Here is a 24,285-nt window from a genome sequence, read left to right on the forward strand (position 1 = left end):
CCGGCCATGCGCCTGTTCCTCTGCGAAAAACCCTCCCAGGCAAAAGACATCGCCAAAGTGCTCGGCGCCACCCGCAAGGGCGATGGCTGCTGGCAAGGCACCGACGTCTGCGTGACCTGGTGCATCGGCCACCTGCTGGAAATCGCCCCGCCTGACAGCTACGACGAACGCTACAAGCGCTGGAACCTGGCCGACCTGCCGATCATCCCGGAAAAGTGGAAGATGCTGGTCAAACCCAAGACCGCCAGCCAGTTCAAGGCAGTCAAACGCCTGCTCGGCGAAGCGCGCGAACTGGTGATCGCCACCGACGCCGACCGCGAAGGCGAAATGATTGCCCGCGAACTGGTCGAGCATTGCCGCTACCGCGGCCCGGTGCAGCGCCTGTGGCTGTCGGCGCTGGACGACGCCTCCATTCGCAAGGCCTTGGCGCGACTGCTGCCGGGTCACGAAACCTTCAACCTGTACCACTCGGCGCTGGGCCGCTCGCGCGCCGACTGGCTGATCGGCATGAACATGAGCCGACTGTTCACCCTGCTGGGCCGCCAGTCGGGCTATCAGGGCGTGCTGCCGGTGGGCCGGGTGCAAACGCCGACTTTACGCCTGGTGGTCGACCGCGACCGCAGCATCGCCGACTTCGTGCCGGTACCGTTCTGGGCCATCGATGTGCAGCTGGAGCACGCAGGCCAAGGCTTCAATGCCCAATGGCGCGCACCCGAGGACGCCTGCGACGACCAAGGCCGCTGTCTGAATCAGGCCCTGGCACAACAGGCCGCCACGGACATCAACCAGGCCGGCACTGCCCGGGCCATCAAGGTGGCCACCGAGCGCGTACGAGAAGCCGCGCCCCTGCCCTTCGACCTGGGCACCCTGCAGGAACTGTGCTCGAAAAAGTTCGGCCTCGGCGCCCAGGAAACCCTCGACATTGCCCAGGCCCTGTACGAAACCCACAAGCTGATCACCTACCCGCGCAGCGACTGCGGCTACCTGCCGCAAAGCCAGCACGCCGAAGCGCCAGCCATCCTCGCCGCCCTGCAACGGGCCGATGCCAGCCTGGCGCCGCTGCAACCCTACCTGGAGCCGCAGCGCCGTTCACGGGCGTGGAACGACGCCAAGGTCAGCGCCCACCACGGCATCATCCCCACTGCCGCCGCCAGCGACCCGTCGCGCCTGCCCGCCAAGCACAAGGCGGTGTACACCCTGATCCGCGCCCGCTACCTGGCGCAGTTCCTGCCCAACCACGAGTACGACCGCACCCAGGCCGACTTCGACTGCGCCGGCCATGCCCTGCGTGCAGTAGGCAAGCAGATCGTCGAACCAGGCTGGCGCCGTGCGCTACCCGAGGCGCTGACCCCGACCAAGGGCCGCGAGGCAGCACCGGCCCAGGTACTGCCGGCGCTGCACGAAGGCCAGGACTGCACAGTGCAGGGCCTGCAACTGAAGGACCTGTGGACCCAGCCGCCCAAGCCATTTACCGAAGGCGACCTGATCAAGGCAATGAAGAACGTCGCCAAGCTGGTGGACGACCCGCGGTTGAAGCAGAAGCTCAAGGAAACCACCGGTATCGGCACCGAAGCCACCCGTGCCAGCATCATCCAGGGGTTGCTAGACCGCGGCTACCTGGTGAAGAACGGCAAGGCGCTGTCCGCCACCCCTGCGGCCTTCAGCCTGATCGACGCCGTGCCACGCGCCATTGCCGACCCTGGCACCACGGCTATCTGGGAACAGGCGCTGGACATGGTGCAGAGTGGCGAGATGACGCTGGAGGAGTTCGTCGCCCGGCAGTCGGCGTGGATGGGCAAGCTGGTCGAACGGTGCAGCGGCATGCGCATGACCATCAGCGGGCCGGCAGCCGGGGCAGCGCCGCCGTGGAAGAAGAAGCGTCGAGGAAATGGAAAGAATAAAGCGGCTGGAAGCAAGGCTGCCAGCAAGCCGCGGCAGCCTCGGAGAAAGGCGACAACCTGAAGTTTTTGCACTATCAGGTCCGGCCTCTTCGCGGGTAAACCCGCTCCCACAGGTACAGCGCCAACCTCGAGACCTGTTATGACCCTGTGGGAGCGGGTTTACCCGCGAAAGGGCCAGGACAGGTATCACAACAACCCCAGCTAAACCATCAACCCCGACCATGCATTGGCACCATGAAATTTACCTGCTAAATTTTCATGAAAATAAACACAATAAATTTCATGGAATCCCTGCATGTTCAAACAGTCCGCCCAGCACATCGCCAGCTACTATGCCCAGACCTACCCCGCCAGCATTCCCCTGCACCCTACCCTGCAAGGCAGCCACGACACCGAAGTCCTGATCATTGGCGCCGGCTTCAGCGGCCTGCACACCGCCTTGCGCCTGACCCAGGCCGGCAAGCGTGTAACGCTGCTGGAAGCCAGCCGCGTGGCCTGGGCCGCGTCCGGCCGCAACGGTGGCCAGGCACTGCTCGGCTGGTCGTGCGACATGCCGCCGCTGGAGAAGGCCTTGGGCGTCGAACGCACCCAACGCCTGTGGGCCAGCATGTGCTGGGCCGCCGATGAAATGCGCGAATTGCCCGAGCGCCATGGCTTCGACATCGACTACCGGCTGGGCAGCCTGTGGACCGCCGTGCTGCCGCGCCGGGTGAAGATGCTGGAAGAAGCCCTGCACGAGGCCGAACACAAATGGGGCTACGACGCCCTGCGCCTGATCGGCCGCGACGAGCTGCCGCAATGGATCGACAGCCCGCGCTACCAGGCTGCGCTATACGACGCCAAAGGCGCCCACCTCAACCCACTGAAGCTGGCCCAGGGCCTGGCCAGTACCATCGAAGCGGCTGGCGGGCGAATCTACGAACAAAGCCAGGTGCTCGACTATCAACAGACCGGCAGCGGCTACATCGCCCGCACCGCGCGTGGCGAAGTGCGCAGCGACGTCCTGGTACTGGCCTGCAACGCCTACATCGACCGCCTCGACCGCAGCCTGTCACGCCGCCTGCTGCCCGTCGGGTCCTACCAGGTGGCCACTGCGCCATTGGACGCCGACTTCGCCCGTTCGCTGCTGCCGCGCAACAGTTGCGTGATCGACAACCAGTTCGTGCCCGATTACTTCCGCCTTACCCCTGACCACCGCCTGCTGTTCGGTGGCGGCTGTACCTACCTGGGTGGCATCCCCAAGGATGTCGCCAGCGCCACCCGCCCGTACCTGGAGCGGGTGTTCCCGCAACTGGCCGGGGTAGCCATCGACTACGCCTGGGGCGGCCATATCGATTGCAGTATCCAGCGTACCCCGGATGTCGGCCGCGAGGGCCAGCGCTACTGGCTGCAGGGTTTCTCCGGCCATGGCGTGCTCCCTACACTGGCGGCGGCGCGTGCGGTCAGCGATGCCATTCTTGGCGACGACGACCTGCTGACGCTGTACCAAGGCATCGACAACGGCCGCTTCCCCGGCGGCGATCTGCTGGCGGCACCGCTGGAAGCCGCTGCCAAGTGCTGGTACCGAATGCGCGACCGCGTCTGAAGGGCAATTTGTATCACCTGTGCGGGCCTCTTCGCGGGTAAACCCGCTCCCACATGTCATGTACGGATATCAAGACCTGTGCAGTACCTGTGGGAGCGGGTTCACCCGCGAAGAGGCCCGCACAGGATCACCACAGGCTGCAAATACTGTGCAGTACCTGTGGCTGGCTTGCCGGCGATGAGGCCGGTACTGCAAATACAAATTCCAGTGCCGGGATAAATTCCTCCTATGCTCAATAGCTCCCTTCGCTCCCTGCACCCAGGAGACACGACATGAGCTATGTAACCACGAAGGACGGCGTACAGATCTTCTACAAGGACTGGGGCCCGCGTGACGCACCGGTCATCCACTTCCACCACGGCTGGCCGCTCAGCGCCGACGACTGGGATGCGCAGATGCTGTTCTTCCTCGCTCAGGGTTACCGCGTGGTCGCCCATGATCGCCGTGGCCATGGCCGCTCCAGCCAGGTATGGGACGGCCACGACATGGACCACTACGCCGACGACGTGGCGGCGGTTGTCGCTCACCTGGGCATCCAGGGCGCCGTGCATGTCGGCCACTCGACCGGCGGTGGCGAAGTGGTGCGCTACATGGCCAGACACCCTGAAGACAAGGTGGCCAAGGCCGTGCTGATCGCCGCCGTACCGCCATTGATGGTGCAGACTCCCGGTAATCCTGGTGGGCTGCCCAAATCCGTCTTCGACGGCTTCCAGGCCCAGGTCGCCAGCAACCGTGCGCAGTTCTACCGGGATGTGCCGGCCGGGCCGTTCTACGGCTACAACCGCCCAGGTATCGAAGCCAGCGAAGGCATCATCGGCAACTGGTGGCGCCAGGGCATGATCGGCAGCGCCAAGGCCCATTACGATGGCATCGTGGCGTTTTCCCAGACCGACTTTACTGAAGACCTGAAGGGCATCCAGCAACCGGTACTGGTGATGCACGGCGATGATGACCAGATCGTGCCTTATGAAAACGCCGGGGTGCTGTCGGCTAAGCTGCTGCCCAATGGCTCGCTCAAGATCTACAAAGGCTACCCGCATGGCATGCCGACGACACATGCCGATGTGATCAATGCGGACTTGCTGGCGTTTATCCGTAGCTGATGTGATGGCCTGTACCAGCCTCTTCGCGGGTGGACCCGCTCCCACAAGGACCGCACAAGTCTTCAGATGTGCATATAACCTGTGGGAGCGGGTTCACCCGCGAAAGGGCCGGCACTGGCAACACACCTCCCCCAGGATTACCATGTCACCCTTCTAGTGCGGCCCTTTGCCGCCCCTTGCCTCCCTGCCTGCCAGAACCCCATGCCCTTCGAACTCACCGTAGAACCCCTCACCCTGCTGATCCTGGCCTTGGTCGCCTTCGTCGCCGGTTTCATCGATGCCATCGCCGGCGGTGGCGGCCTGCTAACCACCCCGGCGCTACTCACCGCCGGCATGCCGCCGCACCTGGTACTGGGCACCAACAAGCTCAGCTCTACCTTCGGCTCGGCCACCGCCGGTTTCACCTACTACAGGCGCAAGCTGTTCCACCCGGCGCAATGGCGCCCGGCATTGTTCGCCACCTTGGTCGGTGCTTTGCTCGGTGCAGTGATCGCCCACTACATGCCGGCCGAATGGCTGAACAAGATGTTGCCGGTGATCGTCTTCGCCTGTGGCGTCTACCTGCTGTTCGGCGGCACGCCCAAGGCGCCGCTGGATGCCGATGCACCGATCAGGAAAAAGTGGCAAGTGCCGCAAGGCTTCACCCTGGGCTTCTATGACGGCGTGGCCGGTCCGGGTACCGGGGCGTTCTGGACGGTGAGCACCCTGCTGCTCTACCCCATCGACCTGGTCCGGGCCAGCGGCGTGGCGCGCAGCATGAACTTCGTCAGCAACATCGCAGCGCTGACGGTGTTCATCATTTCCGGGCAGGTGGATTACATCGTCGGCCTGTGCATGGGCCTGTCGGTGATGGTCGGCGCATTCTTCGGCGCACGCACGGCGATCAGTGGCGGCAGCAAGTTCATCCGCCCGGTGTTCATCACCGTGGTGCTGGCATTGACCGTGCGCCTAGCGTGGCAGCACTGGCTCGGCCAAGCCTAGGCGACGCGCAACGTAGAGATCGATCAGGTACCGGGCAATCGACCGCCCGGCCGGCAGCGGCGGCAGGTCGTGGACGCTGAACCACTTGGCATCCTCGATCTCGTCCGGCTGCATGACGATATCGCCGCCGGCATACTCGGCATGGAAGCCCAGCATCATCGAATGCGGGAACGGCCAGCACTGGCTGCCGATGTACTGGATGTTCTTCACCTCCACCGCCACCTCTTCACGCACTTCGCGCACCAGGCAGTCCTCGGCCGACTCGCCCGGTTCGGCGAAGCCTGCCAGGGTGCTGTACACCCCAGTGACGAAGCGAGGCGAACGCGCCAGCAGAACTTCGTCGCCTCGGGTCACCAGCACGATCATGCTCGGCGAAATGCGCGGGTAGCTGCGCAGGTCGCACGGCTGGCAGTACATCGCCCGCTCCCAGCGAATCTGCGTCATTGCCTGGCCGCAGCTGCCGCAGAAGCGATGCTCGCGGGCCCAGGTGCCAATCTGCGCGGCGTAGCCCAGCACTTTGTAGGTGTCGAAGTCACCCTCGAGCATGAACGCGCGCAGGCCGCGCCAGGCGCAGCCGGGCAGGTCGGTGGCGCTGCGCAGCTCCAGCAGGAACACCGGCTGGCCGTCGAAGTGGCCGATGCCGTGCTCGCACAGCACGTCGAGGTCCTGGCGCTTGAGCCAGTCGCGAGGGAACAGCGCGCCGTTGTCGTCCACCAGGAACCCTTCCGGGCTGCGGGCCACGGCCAGCCCCCCGGTGATCTGCGGGTCGAGTACTGCGGTAGTCCAGCGTGCTGACATGTCGGGGGTTCCCTTACTGCGCGTCCCCCGGCCTGATCAGTCGGCGAACGTCGGTTTCTGTTTGCTCATGTGCGCCGCCACCGCCACGCGCAGGTCTTCGGACTGCAGCATCGCGGCGTTCCAGGTGGCGATGTATTCCAGGCCATCGTCGATGCGATGGTCACGCATGTAGCTGAGCATTTCCTTGGTGCCGGCCACGGCGATCGGCGATTTTGCGGCAATCTCGCCGGCAATGGCAAAGACCCCGTCCATCAGCGCGGCCTGATCATCATAGACCCGGTTGACCAGGCCGATGCGCAGCGCCTCTTCGGCCTCGACATTGCGCCCGGTGAAAGCCAGCTCACGCATCATGCCGTCACCGATGATACGAGGCAAACGTTGCAGTGTGCCGACATCGGCGGCCATGCCCATGTCGATTTCCTTGATCGAGAACTGTGCGTCGCTGCTGCAGTAGCGCATGTCGCAGGCCGAGATCAGGTCGATCGCGCCGCCAATGCAGTAACCCTGCACCGCGGCCAGTACCGGCTTGCGGCATTTGTCCACGGCATTGAACGACGCCTGCAGGCGCAGGATGGTGCTGCGCAGGAAGCGTGCATTACGGCCCACATCCTTGCCCATCTGCCCGGCCAGCGAAGCCAGCATCATCAAGTCGATACCAGCGGAAAAATGCTTGCCGGCACCGCTGATCACAACCGCCCGCACCGCATCGGTGTCGTCGACCCAACGGAAGATGTCGACAATCTCCTCCCAGAAGGCCGCGTTCATCGCATTGACCTTTTCCGGGCGGTTGATCTGAACGTGGGCGATGCTGTCGGTCAGTTCGACCTTGAATGCGCTGTACTCGGTCACGGGCGGCACTCCTGCGGGTGAAGGGTTCATGGCACGGATGGTAACCCAGCCCGATGACCGCACTTGTGCCAAAAACGGGACTTTACGCCTTGCCTAAGACGCGCCGATCCGGCACCGTGCGCCATCGCCGAATCATAAGGATACAAATTCATGTCGCGCTCCCTGACCGGCGCCCTCGCCCACAGCTTTCTGGGCCAGTCGCCGCTTTGGTACAAGGCAGTCATCTGCCTGTTCCTGGTGCTCAACCCGCTGCTGCTGGTGACCGTCGGCCCGGTCGCTGCCGGCTGGGCACTGGTGCTCGAATTCATCTTCACCCTGGGCATGGCACTGAAGTGCTACCCGCTGATGCCTGGCGGCCTGCTGCTGGTCGAAGCCCTGCTGTTGCAGATGACCACTCCGCAAGCCCTTTACGAAGAGCTGCAGCACAACTTCCCTGTGATCCTGCTACTGATGTTCATGGTCGCGGGCATCCACTTCATGAAGGAACTGCTGCTGTTCCTGTTCTCGCGCATTCTGCTGGGTGTGCGTTCGAAGGCGATCCTGGCGTTGCTGTTCTGCGTGCTGTCGGCATTCCTCTCGGCGTTTCTCGATGCGCTGACCGTCACCGCCGTGATCATCAGTGCCGCGGTCGGTTTCTATGCGGTGTACCACCGCGTCGCCTCCGGGGCCAACCCGCGCGAAGACAGTGCGCTGGACAGCGACCAGCAGGTCGCACAGTTGCACCGTGAAGACCTCGACCAGTTCCGCGCCTTCCTGCGCAGCCTACTGATGCATGGCGCGGTGGGTACCGCCCTGGGCGGCGTGTGCACACTGGTGGGCGAGCCGCAGAACCTGCTGATCGGCCATGAGATGGGCTGGCACTTTGCTGACTTCTTCCTGAAGGTGGCACCGGTGTCGCTGCCGGTACTGGGCGCCGGCCTGCTGACCTGCGTGCTGCTGGAAAAGCTGCGCCTGTTCGGCTATGGCACGCTGATGCCCGAGCCGGTGCGCCAGGTGCTGGCCACTTACGCCGCCGAGGACGATGCTGCGCGCACCACTGCCCAGCGCATCGCGCTGTGGGTGCAAGGGTTGGCCGCACTGATCCTGATCGTCTGCCTGGGGCTGCACGTTGCCGAGGTCGGCCTGATCGGTCTGATGGTGATCGTGCTGATCACGGCGTTCACCGGCATCACCGACGAACACCGCCTGGGCCGTGCCTTCCAGGACGCCATGCCGTTCACCGCATTGCTGGTGGTGTTCTTCGCCGTGGTGGCGGTGATTCACCAGCAGCAACTGTTCAGCCCGTTGATTGCCTGGGTGCTGGCACTGCCGGCCGAGCAGCAACCGGGCATGTTGTACCTGGCCAACGGCCTGCTGTCGGCGATCAGCGACAACGTGTTCGTTGCCACCATCTACATTACCGAGGTGAAGCAGGCGTTCCTCGATGGCGGCATGAGCCGCGAGCATTTCGAGACGCTGGCGGTGGCAATCAACACCGGCACCAACCTGCCGAGCGTGGCGACGCCGAATGGGCAGGCGGCGTTCCTGTTCCTGCTGACTTCGGCGATTGCGCCGCTGATCCGGCTGTCGTATGGGCGCATGGTGTGGATGGCCTTGCCCTATACCGTAGTGATGGGTGGGCTGGGGTGGTGGGCGGTGACCTACTGGCTGTGAGGTAGCCTGCACCGGCCTCTTCGCGGGTAAACCCGCTCCCACAGGTATTGCGCCAGGCTCAAAGGCTGTGCAGTACCTGTGGGAGCGGGTTTACCCGCGAAAAGGCCAGCACAGGTTTGCGCTGTCGATTCTGCTGCCCGCCATTCGACTTTCCAATCCCGTACAACTTTTGCCTCTCGCCCGCATCGAAACACAGGTAAGCCCCGTCCGTGTCAAGGAGGTTCACCATGGCGCTACGCACCACGTTGCTGTTTTCCTGCATGACCCTGGCCCTGCTCGGCTGCGCCGGCAACGATCACCCGGCACCGCCGCGTACCCAGCAGGTCGACCTGCAACGCTACCAGGGCACCTGGTACGAACTCGCGCGGCTGCCGATGTTCTTCCAGCGCAACTGCGTGCAGTCCGAGGCGCACTATGGCCTGCGAGAGGACGGCCGCATCGATGTGACCAACCGCTGCCAGGAAAAAGACGGCCAGTGGAACCAGGCCAAGGGCATCGCCGAAGCCCAGCAACCGGGCAGCACCGACAAGCTCTGGGTGCGCTTCGACAACTGGTTCAGCCGCCTCGCGCCCGGCCTGACCAAGGGGGAGTACTGGGTGCTGTACCACGACAAGGACTACCGCGTAGCCCTGGTCGGCCACCCGAACCGCGAATACCTGTGGCTGCTTTCGCGCACGCCCGCAGTCACCGACCAGCTGCGCGAGCAACTGCTGACGATTGCCCGGGAGCAAGGCTATGACACCAGCAACCTGATCTGGCGGCAGGCCGAGTAGCGGGCCATCGACGGCATGCAGCAATCAGGCTAAGGTGTGCGCCCTGGCGTTGCTAGGCTGAAACAAGGAGCCTGAACATGGACCTGCTGTTCCTCGGCACCTCCGCCGGCGTGCCGACCAAGGCACGCAACGTCAGCGCTACCGCCGTGATCGAAGCCAGCGGCAGCCACTGGTACCTGGTCGACTGTGGCGAAGGCACCCAGCACCGGCTGCTGCACACGCCGCTGTCGATCCGCGACCTGCGCGCCATCTTCATCACCCACGTGCACGGCGACCATTGCTTCGGCCTGCCGGGCCTGCTGGCCAGCGCCGGCATGAGCGGGCGCACCCAGCCGCTGGACCTTGTCCTGCCCGCTGCCCTGCACGACTGGGTGCGGCAGGGGCTGGTGGCTAGCGATACCTTCTTGCCATTCGAACTGCGCCTGCTGCCCGTGGAAGAGCTGGTCGAGTGGCGCAGTGATGCCGTGCAAGTAACCAGCGTGCAACTGTCGCACCGGGTACCGAGCGTCGGCTTCGTTTTCACCGAGCTCAACCCCGAACCACGCCTGGACATTCCGCGCCTGGAAGCCGATGGCATCCCCCGCGGCCCGCTGTGGGGCGACCTGGCCAAGGGCCTGACGGTGCAGCATGGCGGGCGGCGGCTGCATGGCAGCGACTACTTGCGCCCTTCGCGCCCGCCGCGGCGGGTGATCGTGTGCGGCGACAACGACAACCCCGAGCTATTGGCCGACGCAGCCAAGGGCGCGGACGTGCTGGTACACGAAGCCACATTCACCCAGGCGGTGGTCGAACGCACGGGGGTTACCTTCGGCCACAGCACCGCGGCTGCGGTGGCGCGCTTTGCCGAAGCTGCGGGCGTGCGCAACCTGGTGCTGACGCACTTCAGCGCCCGCTACCAGAACGACCCACGGCGCAACCCGAGCATCGACAACGTGCGCGACGAAGCCCTCGCCCACTACAGCGGGCAGCTGACCCTGGCGCAGGACCTGCAGCGCTATCACATCGGGCGCGATGGCTGTCTCGAGCCGGCGGGATGAATTGTGGAGCTTCGCAGATGCTCGCCACAACATCTTCATCGCCTGTGAAATCGAGCGCCGCCCGCGCGGCGCTTCGCGGCACAAGGCCGCTCCCACATTTGTTGCAACGTGGCCATGCCTGTGAGAGAGGCGTCGCCCGCCTTGGTGCATGATTTGAGGCAAGTGGGGCTTCGGTAGCGCCAGCCAAAAACCCGCGTCAAAGCGACAAGGCTGCCAACCATTGCCTGACAAGTGTGGCACGTTGCAACAAATGTGGGAGCGGCCTTGTGCCGCGAAGCGCCGCGCGGGCGGCGCTCGATTTCACAGGCGATGAAGATGTTGTGGCGAACACATGCGAAGCCCTCCACAACCCACCGCTCCACTATGCCGCCAACCGCCCACTGGCAATCGCCTCCGATGCCGCAAGCATCGCGCGCAGCAACACCGCGCAGCCTGCAGCCAGGTCCTCGGGCGTGGCGTTCTCGATCTCGTTATGGCTGATACCGTTCTCGCACGGCACGAAAATCATCCCCGCCGGCCCGAGCTCGGCCAGGAAGATCGCGTCGTGCCCCGCGCCGCTGACGATGTCCATGTGCGGCAGGCCCAGCGCCTGCGCCGATTCGCGCACGGCATCGACACACCCTTTATCGAAGTACAACGCCGGGAAATCGGCCGTGGGTACCAGTTCGTGGCTCAGGCCATGCCTGGCACAGGTCGCTTCGATCACCGCGCGCACATCGGCAATCATCGCATTCAGCTGCTCACCCTCCAGATGACGAAAATCCAGGGTCATGCGCACTTCGCCCGGGATCACGTTGCGCGAGCCCGGGTAGGCCTGCAGGCAACCCACCGTGCCACAGGCATGGGGCTGGTGGCCGAGGGCGGTGCGGTTGACTGCCTCCACCACCGCCGCCGCGCCGACCAGTGCGTCCTTGCGCAGGTGCATGGGCGTTGGGCCGGCATGGGCCTCGACACCGCGCAGGGTCAGGTCGAACCATTTCTGGCCCAGCGCGCCCAGCACCACGCCAATGGTCTTGCGCTGATCCTCGAGGATCGGGCCCTGCTCGATATGCGCTTCGAAATAGGCCCCCACCGGGTGGCCTGATACAGCGCGCGGGCCGGCGTAGCCGATGGCGTTCAACGCCTCGCCAACGCTGACACCCTGGGCGTCGCGCTTGGCCAGGGTTTCCTCCAGGGTGAACTTGCTGGCGAACACCCCAGACCCCATCATGCACGGCGCAAAGCGCGAGCCTTCCTCGTTGGTCCACACCACCACTTCCAGCGGCGCTTCGGTTTCCACGCCGAGGTCATTGAGGGTGCGGAGCACTTCCAACCCGGCCATCACCCCGAAGCAGCCGTCGAACTTGCCACCGGTGGGCTGGGTGTCGATATGGCTGCCGGTCATCACCGGGGGCAGCTTGGGGTTTCGCCCCGGGCGGCGGGCGAAGATGTTACCGACGGCGTCGATACTGACTGTGCAACCGGCGGCCTCGCACCACTGCACGAACAGGTCGCGGGCCTGGCGGTCGAGGTCGGTCAGGGCCAGGCGGCACACGCCGCCCTTGGCGGTGGCACCGAGGCGGGCCAGGTCCATCAGGGACTGCCACAGGCGGGTGCTGTCGATGTGGGGGGCGGTGGTCTTCAGGATGTCTTTGACTGGGGTCACGAGTTTCTCCTTAAGGCTTTTTGTTTTCTGTGCCGGCCTCTTCGCGGGTAAACCCGCTCCCACAGGTACAGTGTTGGCCTCGGGACCTGCGCCGTACCTGTGGGAGCGGGTGAGCCCGCGAAGAAGCCAGCGCGGTCTCACGGCAAGGGCTTGGCCACCCGCGCCGGGCTGCGCGCGACCACGCCGGCGAAGAGGTAATACAGCGCCCCACCCAGCAGCGAACCGGTGAACCAGCCGTAGTCGTAGAACCAGCTGAAACTGTCGTTGCCAATGGCCATTACTGTCAGCGCCACCGGCAACGCAAAGGCGGCAAAGCCGGCCCAGTTCCACGCCGGGTACACGTCGTCACGGTACAGCCCGGCCAGGTCCAGCTTCTGCCGGCGGATCAGGAAGTAGTCCACCACCATGATCCCGGCAATCGGCCCCAGCAGGCTGGAATAGCCCAGCAGCCAGTTGGAGTACACGCTTTCCAGGCTAAGGTCGGAGACAATCCAGCCCAGCTTCTTCAGCAACTCGTGTCCCATCAGCGCCAGGCCGATGAAGCCGGTCAGCCACACCGCGCGGCTGCGCCCGATCAGGCGTGGGGCGATGTTCTGGAAGTCGTTGGTCGGCGACACGATGTTCGCCGCGGTGTTGGTCGACAGCGTGGCGATCACGATCAGCGCCATGGCCAGGGCCACCCAGAACGGGCTGTGGATCTTGCCGATCAGGCTGACCGGGTCGGACACGGTCTCGCCAACCAGCGACGCCGAGGCAGCGGTCAGCACCACGCCCAGCGCGGCGAACAGGAACATGGTCAGCGGCAGGCCGAAGATCTGCCCGAGAATCTGGTCCTTCTGGCTGCGGGCGTAACGGCTGAAGTCGGGGATGTTCAGCGATAACGTGGCCCAGAAACCGACCATGGCGGTAAGCCCGGCGCAGAAGTAGCCGAGCATGTTCGCCCCTTCCGGGCGCTTGGGCGGCTGGGCCAGCAGTTCGGTCATCGACATGTGCGGCAAGGCCCAGAACAGCAGGCCGACGCCGACCGCCACCAACAGCGGTGCAGAAAGCGTTTCGAGCCACTTGATCGACTCGGCGCCGCGTAGCACCACCCACAGGTTAAGGCACCAGAAGACCATGAAGCCGATCACCTCGCCGGTGCCGCCCAGGGCCTTCCAGCCGTCGAACACCGAGCCCAGGAACAGGTGGATGGCCAGGCCGCCGAACATGGTCTGGATGCCGAACCAGCCACAGGCAACCACCGCGCGGATCAGGCATGGCACGTTGGAGCCGAGGATGCCGAACGACGAACGCAGCAGCACCGGGAACGGAATGCCGTACTTGGTGCCAGGGAAGGCATTGAGGGTGAGCGGGATCAGCACGATCAGGTTGGCCAGCAAGATCGCCAGCAAGGCCTCGCCCACGCTGAGGCCGAAGTAGGCGGTGAGCACGCCGCCAAGGGTGTAGGTGGGCACGCAGATGGACATGCCCACCCACAGGGCGGTGATATGCCACTTGTTCCAGGTGCGCTGGTGCACCTTGGTCGGGGCGATGTCGTGGTTGTAGCGCGGGCTGTCGAGGACATCGCTGCCCTCGGACAGCTCGAACAGGCCATCCTGCTCGACCACTTCCGATCTGCTCTGCTGCATGGGGCTTGCTCCAGATGTTCTTGTAGTTGTTTGCCCATCGGGTTGATGCGATGGCCGGAGTACACACGCTTCATGTGCTTGAAAATCTCGACCAGATTTTCATCTTGTCAAGTCAGTCAAAGTTTCAAAAAACCCCGCAATCAGCACTGCAAAACAAATAAATTCTTTAATTTCAATGAGTTAAAAACCACAAAATTAATGGGAAAATTTTCTTGCTGAATGCCGTATCTGCATCTAGCCTCCAATCTTGTCAGGCCTGACAGGATTAACCTCCCTGCCCGCCCTGCGCCAAGACAATTCCAAGAACCGGCCCAGACCGGTCAGCCTGCGAGGAAAACGGCATGTCCCTGTTGATCCGTGGCGCCACCGTGGTCACCCACGAAGAGAGTTACCCCGCCGATGTCCTGTGTGCCGATGGCCTGATTCGCGTCATCGGGCAAAACCTCGAACCACCCAGCGACTGCGAGATCCTCGACGGCAGCGGCCAGTACCTGATGCCCGGCGGCATCGACCCGCATACCCACATGCAGCTGCCGTTCATGGGCACCGTGGCCAGCGAGGACTTCTTCAGCGGCACCGCCGCAGGCCTGGCCGGTGGCACCACCTCGATCATCGACTTCGTCATCCCCAACCCGCAGCAGTCGTTGCTGGAGGCTTTCCACACCTGGCGCGGCTGGGCGCAGAAAAGCGCCAGCGACTACGGCTTCCACGTCGCCATCACCTGGTGGAGCGAGCAGGTGGCCGAAGAGATGGGCGAACTGGTGGCCAAACATGGGGTGAACAGCTTCAAGCACTTCATGGCCTACAAGAATGCGATCATGGCCGCCGACGACACCCTGGTGGCCAGCTTCGAGCGCTGCCTGCAACTGGGGGCGGTGCCCACCGTGCATGCCGAGAACGGCGAACTGGTGTACCACCTGCAGAAAAAACTGCTCGCCCAGGGCCTGACCGGGCCGGAAGCCCACCCGCTGTCACGCCCATCCCAGGTCGAGGGCGAGGCAGCCAGCCGCGCCATTCGTATTGCCGAGACGCTGGGCACGCCCCTGTACCTGGTGCATGTTTCCAGCCGCGAAGCGCTGGACGAAATCGCCTATGCCCGCGGCAAGGGCCAGCCGGTGTACGGCGAAGTCCTGCCCGGCCATCTGCTGCTGGATGACAGCGTCTACCGTGACCCGGACTGGGCCACCGCCGCAGGCTACGTGATGAGCCCACCGTTCCGCCCGCGCGAACATCAGGAGGCACTGTGGCGCGGGCTGCAGTCGGGCAACCTGCACACCACCGCCACCGACCATTGCTGCTTCTGCGCCGAGCAGAAAGCGATGGGCCGCGACGACTTCAGCCGTATCCCCAACGGCACTGCCGGCATCGAGGACCGCATGGCGGTGCTGTGGGATGCCGGGGTGAACAGCGGGCGCCTGTCGATGCACGAGTTCGTCGCGCTGACCTCCACCAACACTGCGAAGATCTTCAACCTGTTCCCGCGCAAGGGTGCCATTCGTGTTGGCGCCGACGCCGACCTGGTGCTGTGGGACCCGCAAGGCACCCGCACCATCTCGGCCAGGACCCACCACCAGCAGGTGGACTTCAACATCTTCGAAGGCCGTACCGTGCGCGGCATCCCCAGCCACACCATCAGCCAGGGCAAGGTGCTCTGGGCCGATGGCGACCTGCGCGCGGAAAAGGGCGCGGGGCGGTATGTGGAACGGCCGGCGTATCCGTCGGTGTATGAGGTGCTGGGGCGCAGGGCTGAAGTGCAGCGGCCGACGCCCGTGCAGCGTTAAGGCCATTGGGGCTGCTGTGCAGCCCATCGCCGGCAAGCCAGCTCCCACAGGAATAGTGCTGCTCTCAAGGGCATTGCTCTCCTGAGAGCCAGCTCTAAAGGGCATGGCTCTTCTGACAGAACCAGCTCTTGCTGGGATGGCACTGCTCTCAAGAACAACACTGTACCTGTGGGAGCTGGCTTGCCGGCGATTGGGGCGCAAAGCGCCCCCATTCCAAGCCAAATACAAGAAAGAGAGGCTACAACCGTGATCGACGCCCTGAACCACTTGCCGCGCCCCCGGGCCGGCGCCGACCAACTGGCCGAGCGCTTCAGCGACCTGGCCCCACCCCTCACCGCCCGCCAGGCCGCCGTCGAAAGCGCACGCTGCCTGTATTGCTATGACGCCCCTTGCGTCAATGCCTGCCCCAGCGACATCGACATCCCGTCGTTCATCCACCGCATCAGCGACGAAAACCTGCAAGGCGCCGCCGAGCGCATCCTTTCGGCCAACATTCTCGGCGGCAGTTGCGCCCGTGTCTGCCCCACCGAAATCCTTTGCCAGCAAGCCTGCGTGCGCAACAACGCGCAGGAATGCGCACCGGTGCTGATCGGCCAGTTGCAGCGCTATGCCCTGGACAATGCCCACTTCACCGAGCACCCGTTCCAGCGCTCGCCGGCCACCGGCAAGCGCATTGCCGTGGTCGGTGCCGGCCCCGCCGGGCTGTCGTGTGCCCACCGCCTGGCCATGCATGGGCATGATGTGGTGGTATTCGAGGCCTGCGACAAGGCCGGTGGCCTCAACGAGTACGGTATCGCCCGCTACAAGCTGGTGGACGACTATGCCCAGCGTGAAGTGGAATTCCTGCTCGGCATCGGTGGCATCGAAATTCGCCATGGCCAGCGCCTGGGTAGCAACCTCGGCCTGGGCGAACTGCGCGACCAGTACGACGCAGTGTTCCTCGGCCTGGGCCTGAATGCCGTGCGCCAGCTCGGCCTGCCGGAGGAAGAAGCCCCCGGCCTGCTCGCCGCCACCGCGTACATCCGCGAACTGCGCCAGGCCGACGACCTGAGCCAGTTGCCCCTGGCCGACCGCTGCCTGGTGATCGGTGCCGGCAACACCGCCATCGACATGGCCGTGCAGATGAGCCGCCTGGGTGCCCACGACGTCAACCTGGTGTACCGCCGCGGCCATGCCGACATGGGTGCCACCGGCCACGAGCAGGACATCGCCAAGGCCAACCAGGTACGCCTGCACACCTGGGCCCGCCCCGATGCCGTGCTGCTGGACGACAGCGGCAAGGTGCGCGGCATGCGCTTTGCCCGCACCGAGCTGGCAGACGGCCGCCTGCGCGACACCGGCGAAACCTTCGAGCTGGCCGCCGATGCCATATTCAAGGCCATCGGCCAACGTTTCGACGACGCCAGCCTCGGCGACCCGGTGGCCGCACAACTGGCGCGCATTGGTGAGCGCATCCGCGTCGACGAAAGGATGCAAACCAGCCTGCCGGGCGTATATGCCGGCGGCGACTGCACCGCCCTGGGCCAGGACCTTACCGTCCAGGCGGTGCAACACGGCAAGCTGGCCGCCGAAGCCATCCATGCCCAACTCATGCTCAACGTGGAGGCTGCGTAAATGGCCGACCTGTCCATCGAATTTGCCGGCATCAAGGCACCCAACCCTTTCTGGCTGGCTTCCGCACCGCCAACCGACAAGGCCTACAACGTGGTCCGCGCCTTCGAGGCCGGCTGGGGTGGCGTCGTGTGGAAAACCCTGGGCGAAGACCCGGCGGCAGTCAACGTGTCGTCGCGCTATTCGGCGCATTACGGCCCCAATCGCCAGGTGCAGGGCATCAACAACATCGAACTCATCACCGATCGCTCACTGGACATCAACCTGCGCGAAATCACCCAGGTGAAGAAAGACTGGCCCGACCGCGCGCTGATCGTTTCGCTGATGGTGCCGTGCGTGGAAGACTCGTGGAAGTTCATCCTGCCGCTGGTGGAGGCCACCGGGGCCGATGGCATCGAACTGAACTTCGGCTGCCCGCACGGCATGCCGGAGCGCGGCATGGGTGCGGCGGTCGGCCAGGTGCCGGAGTACGTGGAAATGGTCACCCGCTGGTGCAAGACGTACTGCTCGCTGCCGGTGATCGTCAAACTCACGCCGAACATCACCGACATCCGCCAGTCGGCCCGCGCAGCGCACCGTGGAGGGGCCGATGCGGTGTCGTTGATCAATACCATCAACTCGATCACCAGCGTCGACCTTGATCGCATGGTCGCCCACCCCATCGTCGGCGACCAGAGCACCCATGGCGGCTACTGCGGTTCGGCGGTGAAACCGATTGCCCTGAACATGGTGGCGGAAATCGCCCGCGACCCGCAAACGCGCGGCTTGCCGATTTGCGGTATTGGCGGCATCGGCAATTGGCGTGACGCCGCCGAGTTCATGGCCCTGGGCAGTGGCGCCGTGCAGGTATGCACGGCAGCGATGCTGCACGGCTTCCGCATCGTCGAGGACATGAAGGACGGCCTGGCGCGCTGGATGGACCAGCACGGGCACCGCAACATCGAGGCGTTTCGCGGCCAGGCGGTGGGGCATACCACTGACTGGAAGTACCTGGACATGAACTACAAGTCGGTGGCGCACATCGACCAGCAGGCATGCATTGGCTGCGGGCGCTGCCACATTGCCTGTGAGGATACTTCGCACCAGGCGATTGCCAGTACGCTGAAGGCAGATGGCACGCATGCCTACAGCGTGATCGAAGCGGAATGCGTGGGCTGCAACCTGTGCCAGATCACCTGCCCGGTGGAGAGCTGCATCGAGATGGTGGCGCAGGATACCGGCAAGCCGTACCTGAACTGGACGCAGGATCCGCGTAACCCCTACCGCGAGGCCAGTTGAAACCCATTGGGGCCGCTGCGCAGCCCTTCGCGGGTGAACCCGCTCCCACAGGGACCGCGCCGCTTGTGAGGGCAGCAAGACACCTGTGGGAGCGGGTTTACCCGCGAAGGGCCGCGCGGCGGCCCCGACCTCAAGGCTCCAGCCCGATCCCCCGCAAGATCACGCTGGTCACCGTCTGCACCGAACTTTCAAAGGCCATGTCCGACAACGCCTCGCCGCCATTGAGCAAGGCCACCTGGTAACCAAAGTCGGCATAGTGCTGGGTCGAGGCCCAGATCATGTACAAAAGCGCCGACGGCTCCACCGGCAGGATGCGCCCCTCCTCCACCCAGCGGCGGATCTTGGCTTCCTTCAGCTTGGCCCAGGGCACCAGGCTTTCATCCAGGTTCACCCCCAGTACCGGCGCCCCGTGCAGCATCTCTTCGGCCCAGATCTTCGAACCCAGCGGCCGCGAGCGCGAGTGGCCCATCTTCGCCCGGATGTAACTAGTCAAAACCACGCGCGGGTCGTCGAAATTCTCGAAGCACAGCGCGTCCTGCTTCCACACATCCAGCAGGTCCTGCAGCACCGCACGGAACAGGTCGTCCTTGGTACTGAAGTAATAATGCAGGTTGGAACGCGGCAACTCGGCCTGCTCGGCGATATCGCCCATTGAGGTGGCACCATAGCCCTTCTCGGCGAACACCTTTTCTGCCGCCTGCAGGATCTTCTCGATATTGCGCCGGCGAATTTCGATCTTGTGGTTGGCCATCAGGCTTGGGCCGTCCACACCGCCAGGTCATGACCATCCGGGTCGATGAAATTGAACTCGATGTTGTCGATCTGCCGATCAGTACCGCGAATGCCCATGTGTGCTCCGTGCCGAAGGGGTTTGCCCTAGTCTACTCCGCTTACTCCAAGCCGGCGCAATCCCTGTAGGAGCGGCCTTGTGTCGCGATCGGGCTGCAAAGCAGCCCCGGCAACTCATGCAGCGAGGCTGAAATCCTGGGGGCGCTACGCACCCCTTTCGCGACACAAGGCCGCTCCTACAGGGGAGACCGCCACCTGACCTAACCACCACTCGCACGATCACGCACCGGGCACTGTGCCCGGTGCAGGTTCAGTGCAGTGTTGATGATGCCGATATGGCTGAACGCCTGAGGGAAGTTACCGAGCATGCGCTGGCCCGTCGGGTCGTACTGTTCAGCCAGCAGGCCTAGGTCGTTGCACAGGCCGGTCAGGCGTTCGTACAGTGCCTGCGCTTCTGCCTGGCGGCCCAGCAAGACATACACGTCGGCCAGCCAGAACGAACACACCAGGAAGGTGCCCTCCCCGGGCGTGAGGCCGTCGCTGCAACTGTCACTGTCATAGCGCAGCAGCAGCCCGTTTTTCAGCAGGCGCTGCTCGACCTGTTCAAGCGTGCGCAAGAAGCGCGGATCAGCCGCCGGCAGGAAGCCGGTCAGGGCGATGTGCAACAGGCTGGCGTCCAGCTCGGTCGAGCCATAGGCCTGGACGAAAAAGCGGCCGCTGGGGTCCAGGCCCCGCGCGCACACCTCACGATGAATGTCGTCAGCCACCTGGCGGTAATGCTGCCCGCGCTCGCGGCCCTCCTCAGTGGTGTCGGCCAGCCCTGCGGCACGGTCGAAGGCGACCCAGGCCATGACCTTGGAGTGCACGAACTGCTGCCGGCCGCCGCGCACTTCCCAGATGCCTTCGTCCGGCTCACGCCAGATCCGCTCGACGTAAGGCAGGATCAGCCGGGAGATGGCAGCGCTGCGCGGGTGCCGGGGCAAGCCGCCCCTGATCGCCTGAGCCATGGCGTCGGCGAGTTCGCCATAGATATCCAGCTGCATTTGCTGCGACGCTGCATTGCCCACCCGCACCGGTTGCGAGTGCTCGTAACCGGCCAGCCACGGCAAGCTGTATTCCTGCAGGTCGCGTTCGCCAGCCAGGCCGTACATGATCTGCATCTGCTCGGGGTTGCCGGCCACCGAGCGCAACAGCCACTCGCGCCAGGCCTGGGCTTCGTCGAAGTAGCCGAGGTTCATGAAGGCCAGCAGGGTCATGGTCGCGTCGCGCAGCCAACAGAAGCGGTAGTCCCAGTTGCGCTCGTGGCCGATGCGCTCGGGCAGCGAGGTGGTGACGGCGGCAACGATGCCGCCGGTAGGTGCATAGGTCATGGCCTTGAGGGTCAACAGCGAGCGGCGCACCAGCGCGGAATATGGACCCACTTGTGGGCAGCGGGCGGCGAAGGCCTGCCATTGGTCGATGGTTTGCGCCAGCGCTTCGTCGCTATCACAGCCAGGCTGCACCGGCAGGTGCGAGGGCTGGTGGCACAGGCTGAACACCTGGCGTTCGCCTGCGCCGACACGAAAGCGGGCGACGGTGTGCTGGTCGCGGGCATGCGGCAGGACGGTGCTGCGCAGGATCAGCCGGTCGGGGCCGGCGACGGCGCTGAGGGTCAGCGGGTCGAGCCGTTCTACCCAGGGCACGCTGCGGCCATAGTCGAAGCGCATGACCAGGTCCATCTCGAAATTGGTTTCGCCAGCGAGGCCCTCGACGATGCGCACCAGCGAGTTGACCTCGCTCAGCGGCATGAAGTCGAGCACACGGGCGCGGCCGGTGGCGGTGACCCAGGTGGTTTCCAGCACCAGGGTGTCGTCCAGGTATTGGCGGCTGCTGTGTTCGACCGGGTCGCAGGGGGCCAGGCGCCAGCGGCCGTTTTCCTCGTTGCCCAGCAGTGCGGCGAATACCGCGGGGGCGTCGAAGCGTGGCAGGCACAGCCAGTCGAGCGAGCCATCGCGGCTGATCAGGGCGGCGCTGCGGCAGTTGCCCAGCAGGGCATAGTCTTCGATGTGGGCAGGCATTGGAGCTCCTTGAGTGGCTGCCTGTGCTGGCCTCTTCGCGGGTGAACCCGCTCCCACAGGTACATCACAGGCCTTGAAGCCATCGGTATCCCTGTAGGAGCAGCCTTGTGCTGCGAAGAAGGCAGCCCAAGGCTGGCACATCTCAACTGGCTTACTGGCCCTTTCGCAGCAGAAGGCTGCTCCTACAAGTCGGTGCTGCACCTGTGGGAGCGGGTTCACCCGCGAAGAGGCCGGCACAGGCTCTACAAAAACCTCACCCCAAGCGATGCCACTCGCGCTTGTCCCGGGTCAGCAATTCATTGCCGGCCTCGGGCCCGTCTTCACCGGCCGGGTACTCATGCACCTCGCCACCCTGGGCCCAGGCATCGAGGAACGGCTGCACCGCGCGCCAGCCGTTCTCGATGTTGTCAGCCCGCTGGAACAAGGTCTGGTCACCGGTCAGGCAGTCGTAGATCAGCGTCTCGTAGCCGGTCGCCGGGGTCATCTTGAAGAAGTCCTTGTAGGCAAAGCCCAGCTCGACATTCTCCATCACCAGCTCCGGCCCGGGGCGCTTGGCCTGCAGGTCGAACCACATGCCTTCGTTGGGCTGGATCTGGATTTTCAGGTAATTGGGCTTGGGCCGCTCCAGCTCCGACTCGCGGAACTGCGCATAAGGCGCGGGTTTGAAGCAGATGGCGATTTCGGTATCGCGCACGCTCATGCGCTTGCCAGTGCGCAGGTAGAACGGCACGCCAGCCCAGCGCCAGTTGTCGATCATCACCTTCAGCGCCACATAAGTCTCGGTCTGGCTATCAGCCGCGACGTTGGCCTCGTGGCGGTAGCCGGGCAACTGCTTGCGCCCCTGCCTGCCGGCACTGTACTGGCCACGCACGGAGTTTTTCAGGGCCATCTTGGTCGACCACGGGCGGATGGCGCCGACCACCTTGGCCTTTTCGCTCCGCACGGCATCGGCGGCAAACGCGGCCGGGGGCTCCATGGCCACCATCGCCAGCAACTGGAACAGGTGGTTGGGCACCATGTCGCGCAGGGCGCCGGTGCTGTCGTAGAACGCGCCACGGGTCTCGACACCGACGGTTTCCGCGGCAGTGATCTGCACATGGTCGATGTAGTGGTTGTTCCAGAACGATTCGAACAAGCCGTTGGAGAACCGGCTGACCAGGATGTTCTGCACCGTCTCTTTGCCCAGGTAATGGTCGATGCGGTAGATCTGCCGCTCGCCCATCACCTTCAACAGGCAGGCGTTGAGCGCCTCGGCGCTGGCCAGGTCGGTGCCGAAGGGCTTTTCCACCACGACCCGGCGAAAGCCGCCGGCCGATTCGTCGAGCAGCCCGGCCTGCCCCAGGCGCTGCGCCACCTCGGGGAAGAAGCGCGGCGAGGTCGCCAGATAGAAGATGGCGTTGCCATGGCGGGTTGTGTCGATGCGCTTGGCGAGCGCCTGGTAAGTGGCTGGGTCGAGGAAATCGCCGGTCTGGTAATCCAGGCGCTTGGCCAGCCGTGCCCAGAGCTTGTCATCCAGGCATTTGGCCGTGCCCTCGCCACCTTTGTCACGCTCGGCCATGAACGCATGCAGGCGGCCGGCGAATTCCTCGGCGGTGGCCGGGTTGTGGTCGACACCGACGATGCGCAGATTGCGGTCGAGCAGACCGTCACGGCTGAGGTTGTAAAGCGCCGGCATCAGCAGGCGCTTGACCAGGTCGCCATTGGCGCCGAACAGGAACAGGGTGCATGGCGGAGCAGCCGGAATGCTCTGTCTGGTCATTCGCCTTTCTTCTCGACATGGCCACCAAAGCCCAGGCGCATGGCCGAGAGAATCTTGTCGCCATAGGTGCCCTGCTGCTGGCGCGAGCGGAAGCGGGCGAACAGCGCGCTGGACAGCACCGGCACCGGCACCGCCTGTTCGACGGCGGCGTCGATGGTCCAGCGGCCTTCACCGCTGTCGGACACCGAGCCACTGAACTGCGACAGCTGCGGGTCGGCTACCAGCGCATCGGCGGTAAGGTCGAGCAGCCACGAGGTAACCACGCTGCCACGCCGCCACACTTCAGCGATTTCGGCCACGTTCAGGTCGAAACGCTGGTCCTCCGGCAGTTCGTTGCCGCCCTTGCTGCGCAACAGGTCGAAACCTTCGGCGTAGGCCTGCATCAGGCCGTATTCGATGCCGTTGTGCACCATTTTCACGTAGTGCCCGGCGCCGGGTGGGCCGGCATGGATGTAGCCGTGTTCGGCACGCTGGTGCTCGCCACTGCGGCCATGGGTACGCGGAATGTCACCCACGCCCGGAGCCAGCGCCTTGAACAGGGGTTCCAGGCGCTCGAATACATCCTTTTCGCCACCGATCATCATGCAGTAGCCACGGTCCAGGCCCCACACGCCGCCCGAGGTGCCGACGTCCAGGTAATGCAGCCCACGCTTGGCCAGCTCGGCGGCGCGGCGCATGTCGTCCTTGTAGAACGTGTTGCCGCCGTCGATGATCGCATCACCCGGCTCCAGCAGCTCGGCCAGTTGGGCGATGGTCTGCTCGGTGGGCTCGCCGGCGGGCAGCATGACCCACACGGCACGCGGTGCTTTCAGCTTCTGGACCAGCGCACCAAGGTCGTGCGCGCCTTGGGCGCCCTCGCCCTCCAGGCCAACAATGGCCTCGCGGTTGCGGTCATGCACCACCGTACGGTGGCCGGCGCGCATCAGGCGCCTTGCGATATTGCCGCCCATGCGGCCCAGCCCGATGATTCCCAGTTGCATGAGCCGATGCTCCCCTTTCGAAATAAATGACAACACAATCCAGCTTTTCAGATTAGTCCAGCGAACCGATCGAGGGT

Annotated in this window: 18 protein-coding genes; 10 read left to right on the forward strand and 8 right to left on the reverse strand. The window is 64.6% G+C overall.

The features are described 5' to 3' along the window. Window positions 1–6 precede the first annotated feature (6 nt). The 4 genes from R9B85_RS03245 (at window position 7) to R9B85_RS03260 (ending at window position 5,570) form a co-directional block, all read left to right on the forward strand. Complete coding sequence (locus tag R9B85_RS03245; protein WP_423770821.1) at window positions 7–1,962, forward strand: DNA topoisomerase III; 1,956 nt, start codon at window positions 7–9, stop codon at window positions 1,960–1,962. Between the two features lie 234 nt (window positions 1,963–2,196). Beyond that, window positions 2,197–3,486, forward strand: coding sequence for an NAD(P)/FAD-dependent oxidoreductase (locus tag R9B85_RS03250; RefSeq protein WP_112252839.1), 1,290 nt, complete (start codon window positions 2,197–2,199; stop codon window positions 3,484–3,486). 272 nt (window positions 3,487–3,758) lie between these two features. Next, the gene (locus R9B85_RS03255) at window positions 3,759–4,589 is read left to right on the forward strand and encodes an alpha/beta fold hydrolase (RefSeq protein WP_112252841.1); all 831 of its coding nucleotides are present in this window, start codon (window positions 3,759–3,761) and stop codon (window positions 4,587–4,589) included. Between the two features lie 201 nt (window positions 4,590–4,790). After that, window positions 4,791–5,570 carry a TSUP family transporter gene (locus R9B85_RS03260; protein WP_112252842.1) on the forward strand — a complete coding sequence of 260 codons (780 nt, stop codon included), beginning with the start codon at window positions 4,791–4,793 and terminating at the stop codon, window positions 5,568–5,570. On the opposite strand, the gene nudC is transcribed toward R9B85_RS03260, so the two are convergent. Then, window positions 5,538–6,368 (reverse strand): NAD(+) diphosphatase, encoded by an 831-nt coding sequence (gene nudC, locus R9B85_RS03265; protein ID WP_112252843.1) that lies wholly within the window; start codon window positions 6,366–6,368, stop codon window positions 5,538–5,540. The genes R9B85_RS03260 and nudC overlap by 33 nt on opposite strands. A 36-nt stretch (window positions 6,369–6,404) precedes the next feature. Continuing rightward, on the reverse strand, window positions 6,405–7,217 hold the full coding sequence (locus R9B85_RS03270) for a crotonase/enoyl-CoA hydratase family protein (protein ID WP_112252844.1): 813 nt from the start codon (window positions 7,215–7,217) through the stop codon (window positions 6,405–6,407). A 150-nt stretch (window positions 7,218–7,367) separates the two neighbouring features. On the opposite strand from R9B85_RS03270, the gene nhaB reads away from it, so the two are divergent. The 3 genes from nhaB to R9B85_RS03285 all read left to right on the forward strand — a co-directional run bounded on the left by nhaB (window position 7,368) and on the right by R9B85_RS03285 (window position 10,680). After that, on the forward strand, window positions 7,368–8,870 hold the full coding sequence (nhaB, locus tag R9B85_RS03275) for a sodium/proton antiporter NhaB (protein ID WP_423770822.1): 1,503 nt from the start codon (window positions 7,368–7,370) through the stop codon (window positions 8,868–8,870). 227 nt (window positions 8,871–9,097) lie between these two features. Next, a complete protein-coding gene (locus R9B85_RS03280; RefSeq protein ID WP_207878321.1) occupies window positions 9,098–9,643 on the forward strand; it encodes a lipocalin family protein in 546 nt (181 codons plus the stop codon). A gap of 77 nt (window positions 9,644–9,720) precedes the next feature. Beyond that, window positions 9,721–10,680 carry a ribonuclease Z gene (locus R9B85_RS03285; RefSeq protein WP_313855538.1) on the forward strand — a complete coding sequence of 320 codons (960 nt, stop codon included), beginning with the start codon at window positions 9,721–9,723 and terminating at the stop codon, window positions 10,678–10,680. A 361-nt stretch (window positions 10,681–11,041) separates the two neighbouring features. On the opposite strand, the gene R9B85_RS03290 is transcribed toward R9B85_RS03285, so the two are convergent. Continuing rightward, window positions 11,042–12,325 (reverse strand): Zn-dependent hydrolase, encoded by a 1,284-nt coding sequence (locus tag R9B85_RS03290; RefSeq protein ID WP_112252848.1) that lies wholly within the window; start codon window positions 12,323–12,325, stop codon window positions 11,042–11,044. Window positions 12,326–12,462: 137 nt separating this feature from the next. Further along, window positions 12,463–13,953, reverse strand: a complete 1,491-nt coding sequence (locus R9B85_RS03295) for an NCS1 family nucleobase:cation symporter-1 (protein ID WP_112252849.1) — start codon at window positions 13,951–13,953, stop codon at window positions 12,463–12,465. Between the two features lie 341 nt (window positions 13,954–14,294). On the opposite strand from R9B85_RS03295, the gene hydA reads away from it, so the two are divergent. The 3 genes from hydA to preA all read left to right on the forward strand — a co-directional run bounded on the left by hydA (window position 14,295) and on the right by preA (window position 18,623). Continuing rightward, the gene (gene hydA, locus R9B85_RS03300) at window positions 14,295–15,734 is read left to right on the forward strand and encodes a dihydropyrimidinase (protein ID WP_423770823.1); all 1,440 of its coding nucleotides are present in this window, start codon (window positions 14,295–14,297) and stop codon (window positions 15,732–15,734) included. A 246-nt stretch (window positions 15,735–15,980) separates the two neighbouring features. Further along, window positions 15,981–17,348, forward strand: coding sequence for an NAD(P)-dependent oxidoreductase (locus R9B85_RS03305; RefSeq protein ID WP_112252851.1), 1,368 nt, complete (start codon window positions 15,981–15,983; stop codon window positions 17,346–17,348). Then, window positions 17,349–18,623 carry an NAD-dependent dihydropyrimidine dehydrogenase subunit PreA gene (gene preA / locus R9B85_RS03310; RefSeq protein ID WP_112252852.1) on the forward strand — a complete coding sequence of 425 codons (1,275 nt, stop codon included), beginning with the start codon at window positions 17,349–17,351 and terminating at the stop codon, window positions 18,621–18,623. 130 nt (window positions 18,624–18,753) lie between these two features. Here the strand turns inward: preA and R9B85_RS03315 are convergent, their stop codons facing one another. From R9B85_RS03315 to gnd, 4 genes are all read right to left on the reverse strand, one after another. Beyond that, on the reverse strand, window positions 18,754–19,374 hold the full coding sequence (locus R9B85_RS03315) for a TetR/AcrR family transcriptional regulator (protein ID WP_112252853.1): 621 nt from the start codon (window positions 19,372–19,374) through the stop codon (window positions 18,754–18,756). A gap of 298 nt (window positions 19,375–19,672) precedes the next feature. Further along, window positions 19,673–21,469 (reverse strand): glycoside hydrolase family 15 protein, encoded by a 1,797-nt coding sequence (locus R9B85_RS03320; RefSeq protein ID WP_112252854.1) that lies wholly within the window; start codon window positions 21,467–21,469, stop codon window positions 19,673–19,675. Between the two features lie 253 nt (window positions 21,470–21,722). Then, a complete protein-coding gene (gene zwf, locus R9B85_RS03325) occupies window positions 21,723–23,228 on the reverse strand; it encodes a glucose-6-phosphate dehydrogenase (protein WP_313855544.1) in 1,506 nt (501 codons plus the stop codon). Next, window positions 23,225–24,247, reverse strand: coding sequence for a phosphogluconate dehydrogenase (NAD(+)-dependent, decarboxylating) (gnd, locus tag R9B85_RS03330; RefSeq protein ID WP_181457372.1), 1,023 nt, complete (start codon window positions 24,245–24,247; stop codon window positions 23,225–23,227). The genes zwf and gnd overlap by 4 nt, the downstream gene beginning before the upstream one ends. Between the last annotated feature and the right edge of the window lie 38 nt (window positions 24,248–24,285).

Source organism: Pseudomonas sp. NLJ1, assembly GCF_049486705.1.
Lineage (GTDB): Bacteria > Pseudomonadota > Gammaproteobacteria > Pseudomonadales > Pseudomonadaceae > Aquipseudomonas > Aquipseudomonas inefficax.

Coding starts and splice junctions, on each gene's coding strand:
- R9B85_RS03245 (WP_423770821.1), top strand. CDS start 7: ATGCGCCTGTTCCTCTGCGAAAAACCCTCCCAGGCAAAAGACATCGCC.
- R9B85_RS03250 (WP_112252839.1), top strand. CDS start 2,197: ATGTTCAAACAGTCCGCCCAGCACATCGCCAGCTACTATGCCCAGACC.
- R9B85_RS03255 (WP_112252841.1), top strand. CDS start 3,759: ATGAGCTATGTAACCACGAAGGACGGCGTACAGATCTTCTACAAGGAC.
- R9B85_RS03260 (WP_112252842.1), top strand. CDS start 4,791: ATGCCCTTCGAACTCACCGTAGAACCCCTCACCCTGCTGATCCTGGCC.
- nudC (WP_112252843.1), bottom strand. CDS start 6,368: ATGTCAGCACGCTGGACTACCGCAGTACTCGACCCGCAGATCACCGGG.
- nhaB (WP_423770822.1), top strand. CDS start 7,368: ATGTCGCGCTCCCTGACCGGCGCCCTCGCCCACAGCTTTCTGGGCCAG.
- R9B85_RS03280 (WP_207878321.1), top strand. CDS start 9,098: ATGGCGCTACGCACCACGTTGCTGTTTTCCTGCATGACCCTGGCCCTG.
- R9B85_RS03285 (WP_313855538.1), top strand. CDS start 9,721: ATGGACCTGCTGTTCCTCGGCACCTCCGCCGGCGTGCCGACCAAGGCA.
- R9B85_RS03295 (WP_112252849.1), bottom strand. CDS start 13,953: ATGCAGCAGAGCAGATCGGAAGTGGTCGAGCAGGATGGCCTGTTCGAG.
- hydA (WP_423770823.1), top strand. CDS start 14,295: ATGTCCCTGTTGATCCGTGGCGCCACCGTGGTCACCCACGAAGAGAGT.
- preA (WP_112252852.1), top strand. CDS start 17,349: ATGGCCGACCTGTCCATCGAATTTGCCGGCATCAAGGCACCCAACCCT.
- R9B85_RS03315 (WP_112252853.1), bottom strand. CDS start 19,374: ATGGCCAACCACAAGATCGAAATTCGCCGGCGCAATATCGAGAAGATC.
- R9B85_RS03320 (WP_112252854.1), bottom strand. CDS start 21,469: ATGCCTGCCCACATCGAAGACTATGCCCTGCTGGGCAACTGCCGCAGC.
- zwf (WP_313855544.1), bottom strand. CDS start 23,228: ATGACCAGACAGAGCATTCCGGCTGCTCCGCCATGCACCCTGTTCCTG.